Annotated in this window: 18 protein-coding genes; 9 read left to right on the top strand and 9 right to left on the bottom strand. The window is 53.9% G+C overall.

All coding sequences use genetic code 11. The annotated features are described in order from the left end of the window. Positions 1 to 10: 10 nt before the first annotated feature. The gene (gene dpaA / locus EYY67_RS03500) at positions 11 to 736 is read left to right on the top strand and encodes a peptidoglycan meso-diaminopimelic acid protein amidase (RefSeq protein ID WP_095923130.1); all 726 of its coding nucleotides are present in this window, start codon (positions 11 to 13) and stop codon (positions 734 to 736) included. Here the strand turns inward: dpaA and EYY67_RS03495 are convergent. Both EYY67_RS03495 and lpcA read right to left on the bottom strand, forming a co-directional pair. Further along, positions 707 to 1,474, bottom strand: coding sequence for a class II glutamine amidotransferase (locus EYY67_RS03495; protein ID WP_015696178.1), 768 nt, complete (start codon positions 1,472 to 1,474; stop codon positions 707 to 709). The two genes, dpaA and EYY67_RS03495, sit on opposite strands and share 30 nt — an antisense overlap. Before the next feature lie 26 nt (positions 1,475 to 1,500). Next, the gene (gene lpcA, locus EYY67_RS03490; RefSeq protein ID WP_013574283.1) at positions 1,501 to 2,082 is read right to left on the bottom strand and encodes a D-sedoheptulose 7-phosphate isomerase; all 582 of its coding nucleotides are present in this window, start codon (positions 2,080 to 2,082) and stop codon (positions 1,501 to 1,503) included. 269 nt (positions 2,083 to 2,351) lie between these two features. Here lpcA and fadE point away from each other — a divergent pair, with 269 nt between their 5' ends. Next, complete coding sequence (fadE, locus tag EYY67_RS03485) at positions 2,352 to 4,820, top strand: acyl-CoA dehydrogenase FadE (protein ID WP_095923132.1); 2,469 nt, start codon at positions 2,352 to 2,354, stop codon at positions 4,818 to 4,820. Between the two features lie 209 nt (positions 4,821 to 5,029). Here the strand turns inward: fadE and EYY67_RS03480 are convergent, their stop codons facing one another. From EYY67_RS03480 to mtnK, 3 genes are all read right to left on the bottom strand, one after another. Beyond that, positions 5,030 to 6,424 (bottom strand): carbohydrate porin, encoded by a 1,395-nt coding sequence (locus tag EYY67_RS03480; protein WP_131692854.1) that lies wholly within the window; start codon positions 6,422 to 6,424, stop codon positions 5,030 to 5,032. 296 nt (positions 6,425 to 6,720) lie between these two features. Next, complete coding sequence (locus tag EYY67_RS03475; protein ID WP_095923134.1) at positions 6,721 to 7,191, bottom strand: YehS family protein; 471 nt, start codon at positions 7,189 to 7,191, stop codon at positions 6,721 to 6,723. Between the two features lie 95 nt (positions 7,192 to 7,286). Next, positions 7,287 to 8,486: an S-methyl-5-thioribose kinase gene (gene mtnK, locus EYY67_RS03470; protein ID WP_131692853.1), complete on the bottom strand. Its 1,200-nt coding sequence runs from the start codon at positions 8,484 to 8,486 to the stop codon at positions 7,287 to 7,289. A gap of 116 nt (positions 8,487 to 8,602) precedes the next feature. On the opposite strand from mtnK, the gene mtnA reads away from it, so the two are divergent. The 4 genes from mtnA (at position 8,603) to EYY67_RS03450 (ending at position 11,666) form a co-directional block, all read left to right on the top strand. Beyond that, positions 8,603 to 9,631, top strand: coding sequence for an S-methyl-5-thioribose-1-phosphate isomerase (gene mtnA, locus EYY67_RS03465; RefSeq protein WP_131692852.1), 1,029 nt, complete (start codon positions 8,603 to 8,605; stop codon positions 9,629 to 9,631). Positions 9,632 to 9,942: 311 nt separating this feature from the next. Beyond that, positions 9,943 to 10,614 carry a CsgG/HfaB family protein gene (locus tag EYY67_RS03460; RefSeq protein WP_095923137.1) on the top strand — a complete coding sequence of 224 codons (672 nt, stop codon included), beginning with the start codon at positions 9,943 to 9,945 and terminating at the stop codon, positions 10,612 to 10,614. A gap of 18 nt (positions 10,615 to 10,632) precedes the next feature. Continuing rightward, on the top strand, positions 10,633 to 11,010 hold the full coding sequence (locus EYY67_RS03455) for a DUF4810 domain-containing protein (protein ID WP_095923138.1): 378 nt from the start codon (positions 10,633 to 10,635) through the stop codon (positions 11,008 to 11,010). Continuing rightward, positions 11,007 to 11,666, top strand: a complete 660-nt coding sequence (locus EYY67_RS03450; protein WP_131692851.1) for a DUF799 domain-containing protein — start codon at positions 11,007 to 11,009, stop codon at positions 11,664 to 11,666. Before EYY67_RS03455 ends, EYY67_RS03450 begins: the two co-directional genes overlap by 4 nt. A gap of 486 nt (positions 11,667 to 12,152) precedes the next feature. Here EYY67_RS03450 and EYY67_RS03445 read toward each other — a convergent pair whose 3' ends face one another. The 3 genes from EYY67_RS03445 to EYY67_RS03435 are packed head-to-tail and all read right to left on the bottom strand — an operon-like array spanning position 12,153 to position 14,007. Further along, positions 12,153 to 12,698: a 1,2-dihydroxy-3-keto-5-methylthiopentene dioxygenase gene (locus EYY67_RS03445; protein ID WP_131692850.1), complete on the bottom strand. Its 546-nt coding sequence runs from the start codon at positions 12,696 to 12,698 to the stop codon at positions 12,153 to 12,155. 11 nt (positions 12,699 to 12,709) lie between these two features. Further along, positions 12,710 to 13,396, bottom strand: coding sequence for an acireductone synthase (mtnC, locus tag EYY67_RS03440; protein WP_095923142.1), 687 nt, complete (start codon positions 13,394 to 13,396; stop codon positions 12,710 to 12,712). Next, positions 13,393 to 14,007 carry a methylthioribulose 1-phosphate dehydratase gene (locus tag EYY67_RS03435; protein ID WP_095923143.1) on the bottom strand — a complete coding sequence of 205 codons (615 nt, stop codon included), beginning with the start codon at positions 14,005 to 14,007 and terminating at the stop codon, positions 13,393 to 13,395. Before EYY67_RS03435 ends, mtnC begins: the two co-directional genes overlap by 4 nt. Before the next feature lie 208 nt (positions 14,008 to 14,215). Between EYY67_RS03435 and EYY67_RS03430 the strand changes: the two genes are divergently transcribed. Both EYY67_RS03430 and EYY67_RS03425 read left to right on the top strand, forming a co-directional pair. Continuing rightward, positions 14,216 to 15,376 carry a pyridoxal phosphate-dependent aminotransferase gene (locus EYY67_RS03430; protein WP_131692849.1) on the top strand — a complete coding sequence of 387 codons (1,161 nt, stop codon included), beginning with the start codon at positions 14,216 to 14,218 and terminating at the stop codon, positions 15,374 to 15,376. Further along, the gene (locus tag EYY67_RS03425; protein WP_095923145.1) at positions 15,364 to 16,137 is read left to right on the top strand and encodes an amidohydrolase; all 774 of its coding nucleotides are present in this window, start codon (positions 15,364 to 15,366) and stop codon (positions 16,135 to 16,137) included. The genes EYY67_RS03430 and EYY67_RS03425 overlap by 13 nt, the downstream gene beginning before the upstream one ends. A 67-nt stretch (positions 16,138 to 16,204) precedes the next feature. Here EYY67_RS03425 and EYY67_RS03420 read toward each other — a convergent pair whose 3' ends face one another. Beyond that, the gene (locus tag EYY67_RS03420) at positions 16,205 to 16,711 is read right to left on the bottom strand and encodes a DUF1993 domain-containing protein (protein WP_095923146.1); all 507 of its coding nucleotides are present in this window, start codon (positions 16,709 to 16,711) and stop codon (positions 16,205 to 16,207) included. Positions 16,712 to 16,923: 212 nt separating this feature from the next. Here EYY67_RS03420 and EYY67_RS03415 point away from each other — a divergent pair, with 212 nt between their 5' ends. After that, positions 16,924 to 18,192, top strand: a complete 1,269-nt coding sequence (locus EYY67_RS03415; protein WP_131692848.1) for a glutamine amidotransferase-related protein — start codon at positions 16,924 to 16,926, stop codon at positions 18,190 to 18,192. Positions 18,193 to 18,202: the final 10 nt, after the last annotated feature.

Below are 18,202 nucleotides of genomic sequence, written 5' to 3'. Positions count from 1 at the left end.
AGGATTTAGAATGATCAGAATCGCGCTGTTTCTTGCGATGCTCCTCAGTTTGCCTTTATTTACAGCAAATTACGCCGTGGCCAGCGATGCTGTTCCGGTCAACGCGACGCTTAAAAAGCAATTATTAGGCGCTCCGGTTTATATCCAGATCTTCAAACAAGAACGTAAACTCGAATTGTATGCCCAGCTCGACGGCGAATTTCGCCTGATCGGCAGCTATGGCATCTGCGATTTTTCCGGCGGTTTGGGAAATAAACGTCGCGAAGGTGATTTCAAAAGCCCGGAAGGTTTCTACAACGTGGATATTCACCACCTGAAACCCGACAGCCGCTTTTATCGCGCCATCAACATCGGTTTCCCGAATGCGTATGATATCTCGCAGGGGTATTCAGGTAAGTATCTGATGATCCACGGTAACTGTAAGTCTATCGGTTGCTATGCGATGACCGACGGCTATATGGACGAAATCTTCACCTACGTGCAGGCGGCATTCCAGTTCGGACAGCGTAATCTGCAAATCAGCATCTACCCGTTCAAAATGACCGATGCCAATATGAAAGCGCATAAGAACTCCAGCTACTACAGCTTCTGGAGCCAGTTGCAGCCGGGATATGCTTACTTTGAGAAACATCACCAGCCACCGAATGTTGTGGTAAGTGACGGTAAGTATGAAGTGTTGCAGCCATTGTCCAACACCCCGCTGTCTTCACAGCTGGCGTTCGCCCCGGTGAAATAACGCGAATTCGCCTGGAGCAATCTTGTTCCAGGTTTCGTTTGCCGTCAGCGGTTGCGTGGCAATCACGGTGACGACATCATCCGGTGTCGTCTGCTGCTGAAAATCAATTTCCACATCCTGATCCAACAACGTCGCCTTGCCAAAAGGTGCGCGCCGTGTGATCCAGTGCAGATTCGTTGAGCAGTACGCCATGACGAAATTGCCATCCGACAGCAACATGTTAAACACCCCTTTCTGCCGTAACTCATCAGCCAGCGACGCAATATAGCGAAACACCGGCGGCCAGCTTGCCGGGCGGCGTGGATAACGCTGCGTGAGTTTGTGCAGCAACCAGCAGAACGCGTATTCGCTGTCGGTCTGACCGACCGGACGCAGCGTACCGGTATCGAGCTGGCGGTAACCGCGAAGCTGACCGTTATGCGCGTAGGTCCAGTTGCGACCCCACAGTTCGCGGGTAAACGGATGGGTATTTTCCAGCGCCACTTCGCCACGGTTTGCCTGACGAATATGGGAAATCACCGCGCAGGATTTGATCGGGTATTCCTGAACAAGGCGGGCAATGGGCGAATTAAAACTGGGCGTCGGATCTTTAAAAGTACGACAGCCATTCCCTTCATAAAAGGTAATGCCCCAGCCGTCCTTATGCGGGCCAGTCCCGCCACCGCGCTGCACTAATCCACTGAAACTGAAACAAATATCAGTAGGAACGTTAGCGCTCATCCCGAGCAATTCGCACATCACCTGCCTCCTTTACGGCAAAAATCTTATGCCTTTGCCATTTCTTTTTCGATTAAGAGAATCAGGATATGAATCACTTTAATGTGGATTTCCTGCACGCGGTCAGCGAAACCAAAGTGCGGAACGCGGATTTCCACGTCGGCTGAGCCGTCCATTTTCCCGCCGTCTTTACCGGTCAGGGTGATGACTTTCATGCCTTTGGCACGGGCGGCTTCGATGGCTTTGATCACGTTGCCGGAGTTACCGGAGGTGGAGATGCCCAGCAGCACGTCGCCCTTCTGGCCAACCGCTTCCAGATAACGGGAGAAGATATATTCGTAGCCGAAATCGTTGCCGACACAGGAAATGTGGCTGACGTCAGAAATGGCGATGGCCGGATAGCCCGGACGGTTTTCACGGTAGCGGCCAGTCAGTTCTTCAGCGAAATGCATGGCGTCACAATGTGAACCGCCGTTACCGCAGGAAATCACTTTCCCGCCCGCTTTGAATGAATCTGCCAGCAGCACTGCTGCACGTTGAATAGACTCAATATTTGCCGGATCGCTGATGAATTTATTCAGCGTGTCAGCAGCTTCGTTCAGTTCAGTACGGATAATATCCTGGTACATAGCAGCCTCTTTTATGTCCATTTGCAGCCGGTTTCAACACGGCCGATAGCAATAAAACGTTCCGCCGTGCAGTTTAACGGAAAGCCGAAACTGCGAGAAGCAATGAAGCGGTAATGATTCCGATAGTTTCTGTTTTTGACCCATCGTGCGGCCGGTTTGTGAGCTGTGTTGTAATTAGTATGTAAACACATTGATAAAGAAATGAGCATGAACTAAAACCATTGTATCCCTACAACAGGTCAGACCTCCTACTACTCAGGAGCTTTACTATGATGGTTCTTAGCATTGTTGCATTTGTCGTGATCCTTGGTGCGTTGTTCTACCACAAGGTCAATCTTGCCTTCAGCAGCCTGATTTTACTGGCGTTTACGGCTGCTATGGGTGCCCTTAATCTGTGGACGCTGTGGCTGTTGCTGCCGCTGGCGATCATTCTTCTGCCCTTCAATATCCCGGCCCTGCGCCGTTCATTGTTCTCCGGCCCGGCACTTCGAACCTTCCGTAAAGTGATGCCCGCGATGTCACGCACGGAAAAAGAAGCCATTGAAGCCGGGACGACCTGGTGGGAAGGCGACCTGTTTGGCGGCAAGCCGGACTGGAAAAAATTGCAGGATTATCCTGAGCAGCAGCTGACGGAAGAAGAACAACGCTTTATTGACGGGCCGGTAGAAGAAGCCTGTCGCATGGCGAATGATTTCCAGATCACCCATGAACTGGCTGATTTGCCGCCGGAACTGTGGGCCTATCTGAAAAAACACCGTTTCTTCGCGATGATCATTAAGAAAGAATACGGCGGTCTGGAATTCTCCGCTTACGCTCAGGCGCGGGTGCTGCAAAAACTGGCCGGTGTGTCAGGTATTCTGGCGATCACCGTCGGCGTGCCAAACTCCCTCGGTCCGGGCGAACTGTTGCAACATTACGGTACGCAGGAGCAGAAAGATCACTATCTGCCGCGTCTGGCCGAAGGTCTGGAAATTCCGTGTTTCGCACTGACCAGCCCGGAAGCGGGTTCCGATGCCGGCGCCATTCCGGATTTCGGGATTGTGTGTAAAGGCCAGTGGCAGGGCAAAGAAGTGCTCGGCATGCGCCTGACCTGGAACAAACGCTATATCACGCTGGCCCCTATCGCCACCGTGCTCGGTCTGGCGTTTAAACTGAAAGACCCCGATCACCTGCTCGGCAACGAAACAGAGTTGGGCATAACCTGTGCGCTGATCCCGACCGACACCGCCGGTGTCGAAATTGGTCACCGTCACTTCCCGCTCAACGTGCCGTTCCAGAACGGTCCGACGCGCGGCAGCGATATCTTTGTGCCGATCGACTACATCATCGGCGGCCCGAAAATGGCCGGTCAGGGCTGGCGTATGCTGGTGGAATGTCTGTCTGTGGGCCGTGGCATCACCTTGCCTTCTAACTCGACCGGCAGCCTGAAATCTCTGGCGCTGGCGACCGGCGCTTACGCCTATATCCGCCGTCAGTTCAAACTGCCGATCGGTAAAATGGAAGGCATCGAAGAGCCGCTGGCACGCATTGCCGGTAACGCTTATGTAATGGATGCCGCCGCTACGCTGATCACTAACGGCATTATGCTCGGTGAAAAACCGGCCGTGCTGTCGGCTATCGTCAAATACCACTGTACTCACCGTGGCCAGCGCGCCGTGATGGATGCGATGGATATCACCGGCGGTAAAGGCATTATGCTCGGCAGCAGCAACTTCGTGGCCCGTACCTATCAGGGCGCGCCGATTGCCATCACCGTGGAAGGTGCCAACATTCTGACCCGCAGCATGATCATCTTCGGACAGGGTGCAATCCGTTGCCATCCTTACGTTCTGCGGGAAATGGCGGCGGCTGAGAAAAACGATCTGGTTGATTTCGACCGCGCGCTGTTCGGGCATATCGGCCACGTCGGCAGCAACAAAATGCGCAGTTTCTGGTTGGGTCTGACCGGCGGACGCACCAGCGATACCCCGGTGAATGATCAAACCGCCCGCTACTATCAGCACATCAACCGCCTGAGTGCCAACCTGGCGCTGCTGGCCGATGTGTCGATGGGAGTGCTCGGTGGCAGCCTGAAACGTCGTGAACGCATTTCCGCCCGTCTCGGCGATATCCTCAGCCAGATGTATCTGGCGACGGCGACGCTGAAACGTTATGACGAAGAAGGCTGTAACGAAGCGGATTTACCGCTGGTGCACTGGGGCGTGCAGGATTGTCTGCACCAGGCCGAAGTGGCTATCGACGATTTGCTGCGTAACTTCCCGAACCGTTTTGTGGCCGGTGTGATGCGTCTGGTGATTTTCCCGCTGGGCCGTGCGCATTCCGCACCGTCTGACCGTCTGGATCACGAACTGGCGCGTATTCTTCAGGTGCCTTCTGCCACCCGCAGCCGTATCGGCCGTGGTCAGTATCTGACGCCAAGCGAGCACAACCCGGTCGGGCTGCTGGAAGAAGCCTTGCAGGATATTCTGGCCGCTGAACCGGTGCATAAACGCCTGTGCGACGCGATGGGTAAAAAACTGCCCTTCACCCGTCTGGATATTCTGGCGCAAAAAGGTCTGGATGCCGGTCATCTGAGCGCCGACGATGCCCGTATTCTCAGCCGTGCGGAAGAAAGCCGTCTGCGTTCAATCAACGTCGATGAGTTTGAACCGGATGAACTGGCCGCGAAAAAGCCGGAAGCGGAGAAAGACAGCGCAAAAAAGGATGAGGCGAAACCCCGCCACACCGAAGCTGCCTGAACCCATAATTAGCCGATAAAAAAGCCTGAGTGTTTACACTCAGGCTTTTTTTTGCATCCGATTCAGCGATTCAGTTTATCGGATTACCCTAAATAGTTCGTGCCACAGAAAGGCGGCAAAGCAAGTGAGTCCCGATGAGCTTACTCAAGTAAGTGATTCGGGCGAACACGCGCAGCCAACGCATCTGTGACGCGAAATATGACGGGTAATCAGAAGAAGTATTTGAAGCGGACCCGCGCCCCATACCTCTGATCGCTGTCGTCATCGCTGCTGTACGTTTTATCCGCTTCGAGCATGGAGACGTAGGCACCGAGATAGACGTTGAAGTTCTGCATATCCATCACGTTCGGGATCAGGTAACTGGCGTGAATGGTATGAATATCGTAGTCGCCCGGTTCATCAAACCAGTCATCGTCGTAGTCAGATGCGCGGACGCCATTAATATTAAAGTCTTCGATTTTGTTGTGCGCGTAGATGTAACCCAGCTCGAAGCGTTTCCACAGCGCATTGGCCCCGACGGTGAAGTCTTTTTCATCCGACGCATCCATATACGCGGTACTCAGGTTCGCCACGATGCCGTTTCCAGGGTCAGCTTTCTGGCCGTCCCAGGTCATCGTCATGCCGTAACCATTACGTTTGGACTGATCGACAAACTCGTCGCCATCTTTATAGCCATACGCATTGTTGACGACGTTGGTTTCCATCGCGGCCGCCACCGAGAAGACATCCCCTTTCCAGGCGATAATCGGGCGCAGGTAAACGGTGTTTTTATCATTATCAAGCTGATTGCCGTGATAGTTGCGATCGGCATACAGCGACGTGCCGTCTTCCATCAGCGTATTCAGCTCGAAATACCAGTTGCCGAGATTTTTGTTCAGCAGGATGTTACCGCCGCTGTCACTGCGTCCGCGCCCTTCTTTCATCATGTAGACATAACCGTAGCCGTCGGCATACAGGTCATTGGCGGTGTTACCGGAATACTCAATGAAGGTATCCTGATTAAGCGGGAACATGTCGTAGGCTTCGAAGCGGCCGATTTTTGCCATCCAGTCTTTTTCTTCACCGAAGAAGAAGGCGGCATCATCCACGCCCATCGAGCCGTTTAAATTGGCGGTCGGCTGGACGGAGAAACCAGAGAACTGGCCATTATCATTACGGCGATAACCGTCAAGACCGATTAATAAACGACCATTCACATCCCAGCGTTCATTATTTCCGTCGCGGAAATTTTTATTATCCTCGGTTCTGATGGAGGTTAATTGTCCGCTGCGACTTGCACCGTCGACATTAAATTCAACATCGCCGTAAAGTTTTAAATTATCAAAACCATTAAGTGTTAACAGTTTGTCTTTGGATATTCCATCTTGTTTAACTTCTACCGGCGTGGCTTCTTTCACGCTGGCAATTTCCTGTTCGCGTTTAACATCCTGCTTCGTCAGTTGCTGGATTTGTTTCTCTGCCGTTTCCGCGCGCGCTTCTGCCTGCTGAAGACGCTGTTCAAGCTGCGCCATGCGGGCTTCCAGACTGGCTGATGAACCCGCTGCCAGTGCCGGAGCAGACACAGCCAGCCCGACTAATAAAGCCAACGTTTTAATCTTTGTCATAATTAAGATGTCCTTTCAATACAAATTAAATTCGCCGTTTTAAAATAAACGGTGTTATTTCATTTTTATTAAAATACTGCCCAGAGGTTTCATAATGAGAACAGAAGATAGTTTCCGGAGGAATAATCTGTCAAAAATAAAAGCGGGGAAACGTGAAGTAAAACTGTAATAACGAAATTACATCACTGGAAAACCAATAAACGTAAAACGGGGCGCTTTTTTCATAAAAGCACCCCGCTTATTATTATTTCTAATACACGCCATCAGATATATTAAGCTGGCGAATATTTAATAGCTTAGCCTTTTTTCGGACGGACTTTCGCCGTCAGCCCTTTCAGGAAATAACGCATCACCTGATCGCCGCACGGACGGTAGTTTTTGTGGCCTTCTTTGCGGAAGAACGCGCTCAGTTCGCCTTCGGACACTTTGAAATCAGCGGCAGTCAGGACAGAAATCATGTCTTCGGTTTTCAGCTCAAACGCCACGCGCAGTTTTTTCAGCATGATGTTGTTGGTCAGGCGCTTTTCTACTTCCGGTGCCGGGAAGCGATCGTCTTTACCGCGTTTAAAGGTGATCAGGCCATTCAGGAAGTTCGCCATCACTTCGTCCGGCACTTCCATATACCCTTCTTCATCTTCTTTTTTCAGATAGCGGGACATCACTTCAGGGCTGACAGGCGTACCTGTGGTTTTAAGGATCTCGATCAGCTGGCCTTCGCTTAAATCCAACATGTAGCGCACGCTGCGTAAGACATGGTTATGCATCATAATTCTGTATTCCTGTTAAAAGTAAACCGAGGAAATGCCACCGGGTTTACCCCTACGCACCTCGAAGGCGGGCATTATACAAGAAACTTACAGGATTAGCTGAACTGACGGATCCGCGCAATAAGTGACTCCACATCGCCGATTTGTTGTGCAGTGAGGATCAGTTTTTGGCCGAGACTCAGCGCATGACGCTGGCAGTCTGCGCGCATCGCCGCATCTTTAATGGTATCGAGATCGGCTACGTGCGCCAGCCCGATGGTGCGGCGGATCAGCTCCGCGCCGCAGTAGCCGACGGCATCGTGCCAGACGTCCTGCAGAAAGACTTCCGCATAGCCCGGCTCCGCCAGCGTCGGATCCTGTGATTTATCCCGCGCCAGTTGCAGGAAACGCTCTGAGAAACTCAGCCACAGATCACGGACATCCTTCAGACGCTGTTCACGTCCGTCCGCCGCCTCACGCACGCCGACCAGCCCCGGCAGACCGCAGTAGTTCAGCAGAAGATTGCCGAGGGCAGAACCGGGATCAAAGCCCATCGGGCCGTAATACCCGAATTCTGCGTCGATGGCTTTCAGTTTGTCTTCGGCCACAAAAATCGACCCGCTGTGAATATCGCCGTGCAGTAACGCTTCGGCCTTGCTCAGGAAACGATGTTTCAGCGCGGCGACCGCCAGACGCAGCGGTTTATCTTCGCGCAGCGCGTTCACTTCCGGCTGCAAAATGGCGTCAAAATTATTGCGCTCGTGATCGACATACGGATCGGTGAAGAACAGATCTTCGGTGATCTGACACAATTCCGGGTTGGTGAAACGCGCGACTTCGGCTTTTTTGACCTGCGCGTTCTGGCAGAAATCAGAAGTATGGAACAGCGTCTGCGCCAGATATTCACCCAGCTGCGCGCACGCCTGCGGGTAATATTTTCCCTGCACCAGTTCACTGCGCCAGATGTGATGATCCGACAGATCTTCCTGCACCATCACCGCCAGTTCCGCATCATGATGCAACACCGTCACCGTATGCTGCGGGCAATGCTGGCCGTGAATAATCAGGGTTTCGGCTTCGATGCGCGCCCGGTCTAACGTCAGCGGCCAGGATTCACCCACGCAACGCACGTAAGGCAGCGCCTGTTTCACAATCACCCGGCTTTTGCCCGTGGTATCACGGATCTTAAACACCAGATTCAGGTTTCCGTCACCGATTTCATCGGCCGTCACCAGAGATTGCGGATCCGCCACACCGCCAAACTGGCGGGCATATTCAACGGCATCTTCAGCGGTAAACGTGTAGTAGCGCGACATCCTGACCTCTCGAATTCTTTTTTAGCCTTTAAAGCGTTTAGACGTCTATACATCCGTTACGCATGTTGGCAGAATAAGTGACCAGATGCAACCGGGCAACAAGGATTTAACCAACAATGCAAAACCTCACAACCACCAGTTTACGTATTCGTGAAAATCAGCTGTGGATCCTCGACCAGCAAGCCCTGCCGCAACGCGCTGACTGGCGTGAATGCCGCGACGTCAGCGAACTGGTGGATCACATCCGCACCCTGCGCGTGCGTGGTGCGCCGCTGATTGGTTTGTCCGCCAGCCTGCTGCTGGCCCTGCTGGCCGGACAGGGTATGACCCCGGATCAACTGCATCACGCGCTGGAAACACTGCGCGCTTCACGCCCGACGGCAGTCAACCTGATGAACAATCTCGACCGTATGAAAGCCGCGTTGCAGCACACTGATTACGTGAAAGCGGCGGCAGAAGAAGCCTTGCGACTGGTCGAGGAAGACCGCGCCTTATGTGACAGCATTGCCGCGCACGGCGCGACACTGGTCTCGCCCGGCAGCCGTTTGCTTACTCATTGCAACACCGGCGGGCTGGCGACAGCCGGTGTTGGTACGGCAATCGGCGTGATCCGCCTTGCGCATGAACAGGGCCATGTCGCGCAGGTGTGGGTAGATGAAACCCGTCCGCTGTTACAGGGCGGGCGTCTCACCGCCTGGGAACTCGGCGAGCTGGGCATTCCTTATCAGCTGATTTGTGATTCGATGGCCGCCAGCCTGATGGCGCAAAAACAGGTCGATGCCATCTGGGTCGGTGCCGACCGCATTGCCGCCAACGGTGATGTGGCCAACAAAATCGGCACCTACAGTCTGGCCGTGCTGGCGAAATATCACGGCATCCCGTTCTACGTGGCCGCGCCGCATACCACGCACGATCCGCACTGCCCTGACGGCGCGGCGATCCCCATCGAACAGCGCGCGGCGGCTGAAGTTACCGGCGTTTCCGGCAGTTTCGGATCCGTACAATGGGCACCGGCTGATGCACAGGTTTACAACCCGGCATTTGACGTCACCCCGGCAGAACTGATCAGCGGATGGGTGCTGGATGTGGGGGTAGTGACACCGGATCAGGTACGCGGGGGTATTTTCCGGCAAGCCTTACAGTGATCCCTCCGGTCAATAATGCGGCGCCTGCGGGCGCTGTTTTTTTGAGCTGATGATAAGAAAATCCCAAAAATGTAAGGAAATCGAAAAGCAATATCTGTTAGGATTATTCTTAGCCAATTTTAAATTTTATTCTCTTTCAGAGCCGGTATTCCGTGACTGAAAAGAATAAAAATGGCTATTGAGATAATTCATCGTTTTTAAGTGAAATATCCGCTTCAACCTATTGGAACGATATTAAACCAAATTAATTAAATTTGGCGCGGGCTGCTTTTGCCCGTTAATAAGACATTAAATGGACAAGGAATAGTAACATGAGGAAATCAGTTTTCATTTTGTCGGCCATGATTGCGGCAGGCACATTATCAGGGTGCGCGACAGAATCATCCCGTACGGTAGAAGTTCAGAAAGTCGCTTCTTATAACACGCAATATAACGGCCCCCGCAGTCCGATTTCTGTCGGTAAATTCGATAACCGCTCCAGCTATATGAGTGGTATTTTCTCCGACGGCGTTGATCGTCTGGGCAATCAGTCTAAAACCATTCTGGTTACCGACCTGCAACAAACTGGCCGCTTTAATGTATTAGACCGCACGAATATGGCGGAAATTAAAGAAGAAGCCGGAATTAAAGGGCAGGCACAAACGCTGAAAGGGGCTAACTACGTCATTACCGGTGATGTGACTGAATTTGGCCGTAAAGAAGTCGGCGACAACCAGCTGTGGGGCATCCTCGGCCGCGGTAAGCAGCAAATCGCGTATGCCAAAGTCAGCCTGAATGTGGTCAACGTCCAGACCTCTGAAGTGGTGTATTCCTCTCAGGGCGCAGGCGAATACTCCCTGTCCAACCGCGAAATTATTGGTTTCGGCGGCACCGCCAGTTATGACTCCACGTTAAACGGTAAAGTGCTGGATTTAGCGATCCGCGAAGCGGTGAATAATCTGGTGAATGGAATCGAAAGCGGCGCATGGCGTCCGGCTAATTAATCATACGGATATTCTGAAATGATATTATGTAAAAACCGAAGTGCCGTGATAAAAGTCGGCTTTGTTACCTTAGCGTTATTATTAGCGGGCTGCGCAAAACAGGCTGATAAATCATTATATAACTGGGATAACTATCAGAAGACCGTTTACCAGTATTATCAGGGCGACAAAGTCGGACCGGAAGAGCAAATCGCGTCACTGAAAGAGTCGATTGAAAAATCCCGCGCCACCGGTAAAGCCGTTCCCCCTGGCCTGCACGCGCAACTCGGATTACTTTATGCCAATACCGGTCATACCGATCTGGCATTCCAGGAATTCAATACGGAGAAAAGTTTATTTCCGGAGTCAGCAACCTACATGGATTTCCTGCTGAAAAATAAAGGGAGAGTTAAATGAAACGTTTATTCCTGCTGACCGGTATGGTGCTGACGTTGCTGCTGACAGGCTGTGCGAAAAAAGCGTCTTACGATTACACGGCGTTTAAAGAGAGCAAGCCGCGGTCGATTCTGGTGCTGCCGCCGGTGAACCATTCACCGGATGTGAACGCCAGCCACAGCATGCTTTCCACCGTGACGGCACCGCTGGCAGAAGACGGCTTCTATGTCTTCCCGGTGGCTGTGGTTGAGGAAACTTTCAAGCAGAACGGCATAACCGGTGCGGAAGATATCCGTGCAGTCAGCGCCGCAAAACTGCGTGAAATTTTCGGTGCGGATGCCGCGCTTTACATTGATATCACCAGCTACGGCAGCACTTACATGGTGGTTTCCAGTGAAACCCGTGTGACCGCTAATGCCAAACTGGTGGATTTACGCAATGGTAAAGTGCTGTGGACAGGTAACGCCACTGCCTCTGACAGCGAAAATGACAACAACAACGGCGGGATCATCGGCATGCTGGTTCAGGCTGCGGTGAAGCAAATCTCCAGCACGATGTCCGACAAAGGTCATGATATCGCCGGGCTCACCAGCTACCGTCTGCTGAGCGCATCTCAGACCGACGGCCTGCTGTACGGCCCACGCTCACCGAATTATGGTAAGCAGGCAATGCGTTAAAGGCCTAAAGAAAGCCGTCCCTCGCGGGACGGCTTTCTGGCTTACTTGCCCGATGCGTCAATTGTTACAGAGAGAGAATTATTGGAGATACTCCAACTTCCTTTTCCCTGAAACATTGCCGCTCCGGTGACAACGATAAAGATACAGATGTACCGTTTCATTGTGCGGTCCTTGCAAAGACCGCTTCACGTCAACACCACCGGTGATATCTCCGTGAAAACAAGCGCTAGTCTGCGCCTGCGTTGACGGTCGTTGGACATCCTTTCCTGAAACCGGTGCCCGTTTGCTAAGACGGCGTAAAGGCCCGGAGTCATCATACACGCATTGCCTGGGTCCTTGACAAATAAGTTCAAAAAGTAGACTATCCCTCCCGCTAGTCTGCGCTTGCGTTACATCAGTAACGAAGCCCGCTGGAAAGGCCGCTAACCTGACCAGCACAAAAAAACCACCTTCTGGTGGTTTTTTTGTTTCTGCAGTATGCAAACCTTATTCACCCATCCTCGGGTACACATCGGCAATCGTGTCGCCGGTGAAATGCGCCACCCACCCTTCCGGATTATCGAAAACGCGGATCGCGGTGAATGACGGAGAGCCGCCCATATCAAACCAGTGGCGGGTGTTGGCCGGTACGGAAATCAGATCGTTTTTCTCGCACAGGATCTGGAAAATCTTGCCGTTCAGGTGCAGACAAAACAACCCTACGCCTTCGACGAAGAAACGCACTTCGTCTTCACCGTGCGTATGTTCGGAGAGGAATTTAGTGCGCAGCACCTCGCGTTGTTCGTTGTCCGGACGCATGCTGATCACGTCCCAGCTCTGGTAGCCCTTCTCTTCGACCAGTTTGTCGATTTCATGCTGATAGGCGGCAATGACGTCCTGCGGCTGCGGGTTCGCGCCTAAATCGCGGTCGGCCTGCCAGCGTTCGAAACGCACATCAATTTTGCTCAGTTCGGCGGCGATCGCGTCGCCGTCGCGGCTTTCCCACACCGGTGCGGAAGGATCCTGGTCACTAAAAATTGTTAATGCACTCATGGTCAACCCTCTTATAAGAATGTTTCTAAGGCTATCTGATCAAAACGATTAACTTGCAGGTGATCGCTGAGCTCGTCAGCGTCATCGCGGATCAGCTGACAGGTATGCCAGCCCGCTAAGCGCGCGGCGTCCAGCTCCTGACGGATGTCCGATAAAAACAGTAAATCCTGCGGCGGCAATATCAGTTGTTCAGCGATGTTCTGATACGACTCCGTTTCACGCTTGGCCCCGACGCGGGTATCGAAATAGCCGCTGAACAACGGCGTTACATCGCCCGCATCGCTGTAGCCGAACAGCAGTTTTTGCGCATCCACCGACCCCGAGGAATAGACGCACAGTTGCAGACCTTCCGCTTTCCACGCTTCCAGTTGCGGCGCGACGTCGGGATACAGATGCCCGCGAAAATCGCCGTTCTCATAGCCGGTACGCCAGATGATGCCCTGCAACACTTTCAGCGCCGTCGATTTCACGTCGTTGTCCATGTAGGTAAAGAGCTGTTCGATGAGTGCCTCGACGCTGGCCTGTGGCCGGTCGATTTCAGTGCGCAGGGCCGCCAGCGCCGCCGCGACGTCAGGCTGCTCATGCTCATGGCGCAGGAAATCGGCGAGACGCTGACGGGCATAGGGGAATAACACCTGATGCACAAAACGGATATCCGTGGTGGTGCCTTCAATATCAGTGATAATGGCGCGGATCATTTAGCCTCCAGCAGGCGACGTTGCAGTTCACACTGGAACAGGAATTCCAGCCCTTCCAGATGGCGGCGCGCTTCCGCCACATCCCGTCCCCAGCAGGTCAGCCCGTGGCCGCGCAGCAGAAAACCATACTGCAACGGCGTGTGCTCCGCTGACGCCATAATCTTCTGCGCCAGCGCGGAAATATCCTGGCTGTTGTCGAAAATCGGGATCACCACCTGATCAAGGTGCGAGGTCTGGCCGCTGAGCGATTTCTGCATCTCATAGCCTTCCAGCACCAGCGCACCGCTGCGTTCTACCCGCGATAACACCGTCGAGTTGACAGAATGGGTATGCAGCACCGCGCCTGTTTCAGGATAGCGGGAATACAGCATGGTGTGCAGGCCGGTTTCCGCTGAAGGACGTCGGCCGTCGGGCGCAAGGCCGCTTTCCAGTTCAACCCGCAGGAAATCGCCTGCGGTCAGTGATCCTTTGTCTTTCCCTGATTCGGTGATCAGGCAATGGGCATCGCCTTCACGCACGGACATGTTGCCGCCCGTTGCCGGGCTCCAGCCCTTCTGACCAATCCAGTGACAGGCCGCCAGCAGCGCGCCCAGTTGCAAATTCTCTGTCATTTTTATCCTGAAAAAACGGTGCGTTGAGGGACTGAGTTTGGGGTGAAAATAGCGATATATAAAAAGTTAAGTGCCTTAGACCGAATTGGCATTTAGCCATCTAAGCGTCTCGATTGCCAAATATTAACATCGTGTTATATTGTGAGCAACATCGCTATTTGCACACCTGACGCCTGTCAGGTCAACGGTCCAGGAGTATTGACCCGCCATGAGCACAGCAGCATTGATCCCCGAAAGTAAGCTCCCTGCATTAGGCACCACGATTTTCACCCAGATGAGTGCGCTGGCGCAGAAACACAATGCGATTAACCTGTCGCAGGGTTTTCCTGATTTCGACGGTCCGCATTATCTGCGTGACCGTCTGGCGTATCACGTCAGTCAGGGCGCGAACCAGTACGCGCCGATGACCGGCACCGCGCAGCTTCGTGAAGCCATTGCCGCGAAAACCGAACAGATTTACGGCTATGCACCGGACGCCAACACCGACATCACCATCACGGCGGGCGCGACCGAGTCGCTGTATATCGCCATCACCGCGCTGGTGTCGAAAGGCGATGAAGTGATTGCTTTCGATCCGAGCTATGACTGTTACGCCCCGGCGGTAGAACTGGCGGGCGGCGTGATGAAGCGTATTCAGTTACAGCCACCGGAGTTCAGGGTGAACTGGGCGGAATTCGCCGATCAGATAACCGACCGCACGAAGCTGGTGATCATCAACACCCCGCACAATCCGTCGGCCACAGTCTGGAGCCACAGCGACGTTGAACAGCTCTGGCAGACCATTGCGGATAAGCACATTTTCGTGCTGAGCGATGAAGTGTATGAGCACATCTGTTTTGCCCCCGAAGGCCACGCCAGCGTGCTGCGTCATCCCAAACTGCGTCAGCGCGCCATTGCGGTGTCATCGTTCGGCAAAACCTATCACATGACCGGCTGGCGAGTGGGGTACTGCGTGGCACCGGCGGTGATCAGCGCCGAACTGCGCAAGGTTCATCAGTATCTGACCTTCTCCATCACCACGCCGGTTCAGCTGGCACTGGCGGATATGCTGTGCGAAGCGCCGGAACACTGGCAGGAATTACCGGCCTTTTATCAGGCCAAACGCGACCGTCTGGCGCAGGGGCTGGCCAACAGTCGCCTGAAGGTGTTACCCAGCCAGGGCACCTATTTCCTGCTGGTCGATTACAGTGACGTATCCGATCTGGACGATGTTGCATTCTGCCACTGGCTGACTGAACATGTTGGCGTGGCGGCCATTCCGATGTCGGTCTTCTGCGCCGCGCCTTTCCCACATAAACTGATCCGGCTGTGCTTCGCCAAACAGGAAGCCACGCTGGACGCTGCTGCGGAGCGCCTGTGTCAACTTTAAAACTGTCTGTACTGCAACAGCCGCTGGTGTGGCTGGACGGTGAGGCTAACCTCGCCCATTTCGACGGCCTGCTCGGTGCGCTGACCGGCCGCGACCTGATCGTGTTGCCGGAAATGTTTACCACCGGTTTCGCCATGCAGGCACCGGGCAGCGCGCTGCCGGAGTCGCGTGTGGTGCAATGGCTGCAACAGTGGGCAAAACAGCTCGGCGCGATGGTTGGCGGCAGTGTGGCGTTAAGCACCACGGAAGGCGCGGTGAACCGTTTTCTGCTGGTGGAACCGCAGGGCAAAGTGCATTTTTACGACAAACGTCACCTGTTCCGCATGGCCGGTGAGCACAACTATTATGTGCCGGGCAAACGCCGTGAAATCGTCGAATGGCGCGGCTGGCGTATTTTGCCGCAAGTCTGTTACGACCTGCGTTTCCCGGTGTATTCCCGCAACCGTCAGGATTACGATCTGGCGCTTTACGTCGCCAACTGGCCTGCCCCGCGCAGCCGCCACTGGCAGACGTTGCTCGCCGCCCGTGCGATTGAAAATCAGGCATATGTTGCCGGGTGCAACCGCGTTGGTCATGACGATAACGGTCACTACTACAGCGGCGACAGCCTGATCATTAATCCGCAGGGTGAAGAACTGGCGCGGGCTGAGCCGGGTTCGGCAATGATTATCGATGCCGAACTGTCACTGGAAGCACTACAGGATTACCGCGAAACCTTCCCCGCGTGGCGCGATGCCGATACCTTTTTGCTTCATGATTAAAAAAATGCCCCGGACTTCTCAGCCGGGGCATTTTTAATTCATACCGTTTTGCCACTTCCCGCCGCTGTTAATTTCCGCCGATAAAATCCGCCTTACCAATATTCACACCCAGATGGCGCAGAATGTTGTAGGCCGTGGTGATGTGAAAATAAAAGTTCGGTACGGCAAATACGGTGACGTAACTGTGCGCGGTGAATTTCAGTTCATGGTTTCTGCCTTTCACCACGATCTCACGGGATTCATCGCCTTCCAGCTTCGCGACATCCACGCTTTCGATAAAGCGCAGGGTTTTGGCGATACGTTCCTGCAACTGGGCAAAGGTCACTTCATTGTCTTCCATCGCCGGTGCGGCAACGCCGGACAGACGGGCGATGGCGCCTTTCGACATATCACTGGTGATTTGCACCTGACGCGCCAGCGGATACATATCCCCGGCCAGACGGGTATTCAGAACGTCCTCTTCTGATTTACCGTTTTCCTTTGCCCATGCCGCGCCCTTTTCCAGCAAGGCTGAAAGATTCTGTAAACCACGAACAAACTGTGCCGCCGTACTGCCATAAAGCGATGCTGACATGATGCTTCCTTAGTGAATGAAGTGTTAGAACTACCGGCGCTACCTTAGCGCGTTATGGTCTGAACAGCGTGTCGTTTTATAGCAGTGAAGTGTGACCAAATGCGTGTTTGCGACATACCTCCCTCTTTTTGTCAGAGCATGTAAAGACATCCCTGTGTGGATCAATTCTTGCATTCAATACCCCCGCAAAAACATCTGACAGAGGACACCTGATGACCATCACCTTTATTGCACACTCCACGCCCGAACCCGCGTTGTACGGCGCGATGGCAGCGATACTTGCTGAATTGCGCGCTTTGCCGCTGTGTCACTTTCCCGTCAGTCATGATGCGCAACATTATCCGAACGCACGTCAGCATGTCACCGCGCAGGGTCATGCACTGACCAGCGGACTGGTATGGCTTGAACGCCTGACCGGGCGCGGCGCGGGTGAAGCGTCCGGCGTTGAATCCCTGATTTATCGGGCACTTAAAGAAGATATCGTCGTGCCATTGCGTGAACCGCTCTCCGCAGGGCTGGCGGCACAACTCGCTGAACAGGGCATTGAAATCGAATCATTAACCGTGGTGCGCCATCAGGATAAATTCCAGCTGGAAGATTGCGTCACAGGCAAAATTCGCAGTAACGGCTGGGGACGCGATGCCTTTGGCCGCTGGGCGTTAGGTTCGGTTTCACAACCGGTGATGCGGGCAGGAAAAACCCTGCGTGTGGCGCTGGTGGGTGATTTTGCCGAGCAGCGTGACAGCTATCCGGCGATGCTCGCTGCACTGGGAGATGCTGCCGATGCACTGGCAATGAACATTGATGTTATTTATATCACGCCGTCACTGGCGGGCAGTCAGCTTGACGCCACGCTGTCTGACGTCGACGGCATTATGTTGCCGGGCGCGACGCTCACCCGCAGCGAGATGCAGACCGGGCAACTGGCGACCGCCGCCTGGGCACTGGAAAACCAGACGCCGGTATTTGGCATTAATCAGGGGATGCATCAGATGGTCACCGCGCTGGGGCAAAAGGTGCTCGGGCAGGATCGCGTCGTCATGCACGGGCCGTCAACGCTCGGCAGCCTGCAAACCGGTTTGCCGCTTGCGGAACATATACAGCCGCGTCTGGGAAATCATCCGGTCATGACCCGCAGTGGCAGCCTGCTGGCGAATAAAACGGGGGAGGAATTTACCCTGCGTTACAACCAGCGCCGTTATCTCAATCCGCAATTACTGGCCGAACTGGAAAGCGCCGGGTTGCGCGTGTCAGGGTATGACGAAAGTGGTGAACAGGCGCAGGCGGTTGAACTGAACAATCATCCGTTCTTTCTCGGCGTGCAGGGACAACCGGAACTGATGTCGCGCCGTGAACGCCCGAACCCGCTGCTGATGGCGTTCCTGCAACAGGTCCGTCAGAGCAACCGCGACCGGGATATCAGTCACGCCGCCCTGACCAAAAGCGTGCGGCTTAAACATCCGCACCTGCTGATGGGCTGACGGAAGCGAA

The organism is Rahnella victoriana, from assembly GCF_004330295.1.
Lineage (GTDB): Bacteria > Pseudomonadota > Gammaproteobacteria > Enterobacterales > Enterobacteriaceae > Rahnella > Rahnella victoriana.
The sequence above is the reverse complement of the archived record's forward strand: the minus strand, read 5'-3'. Positions and strand labels throughout refer to the sequence as shown.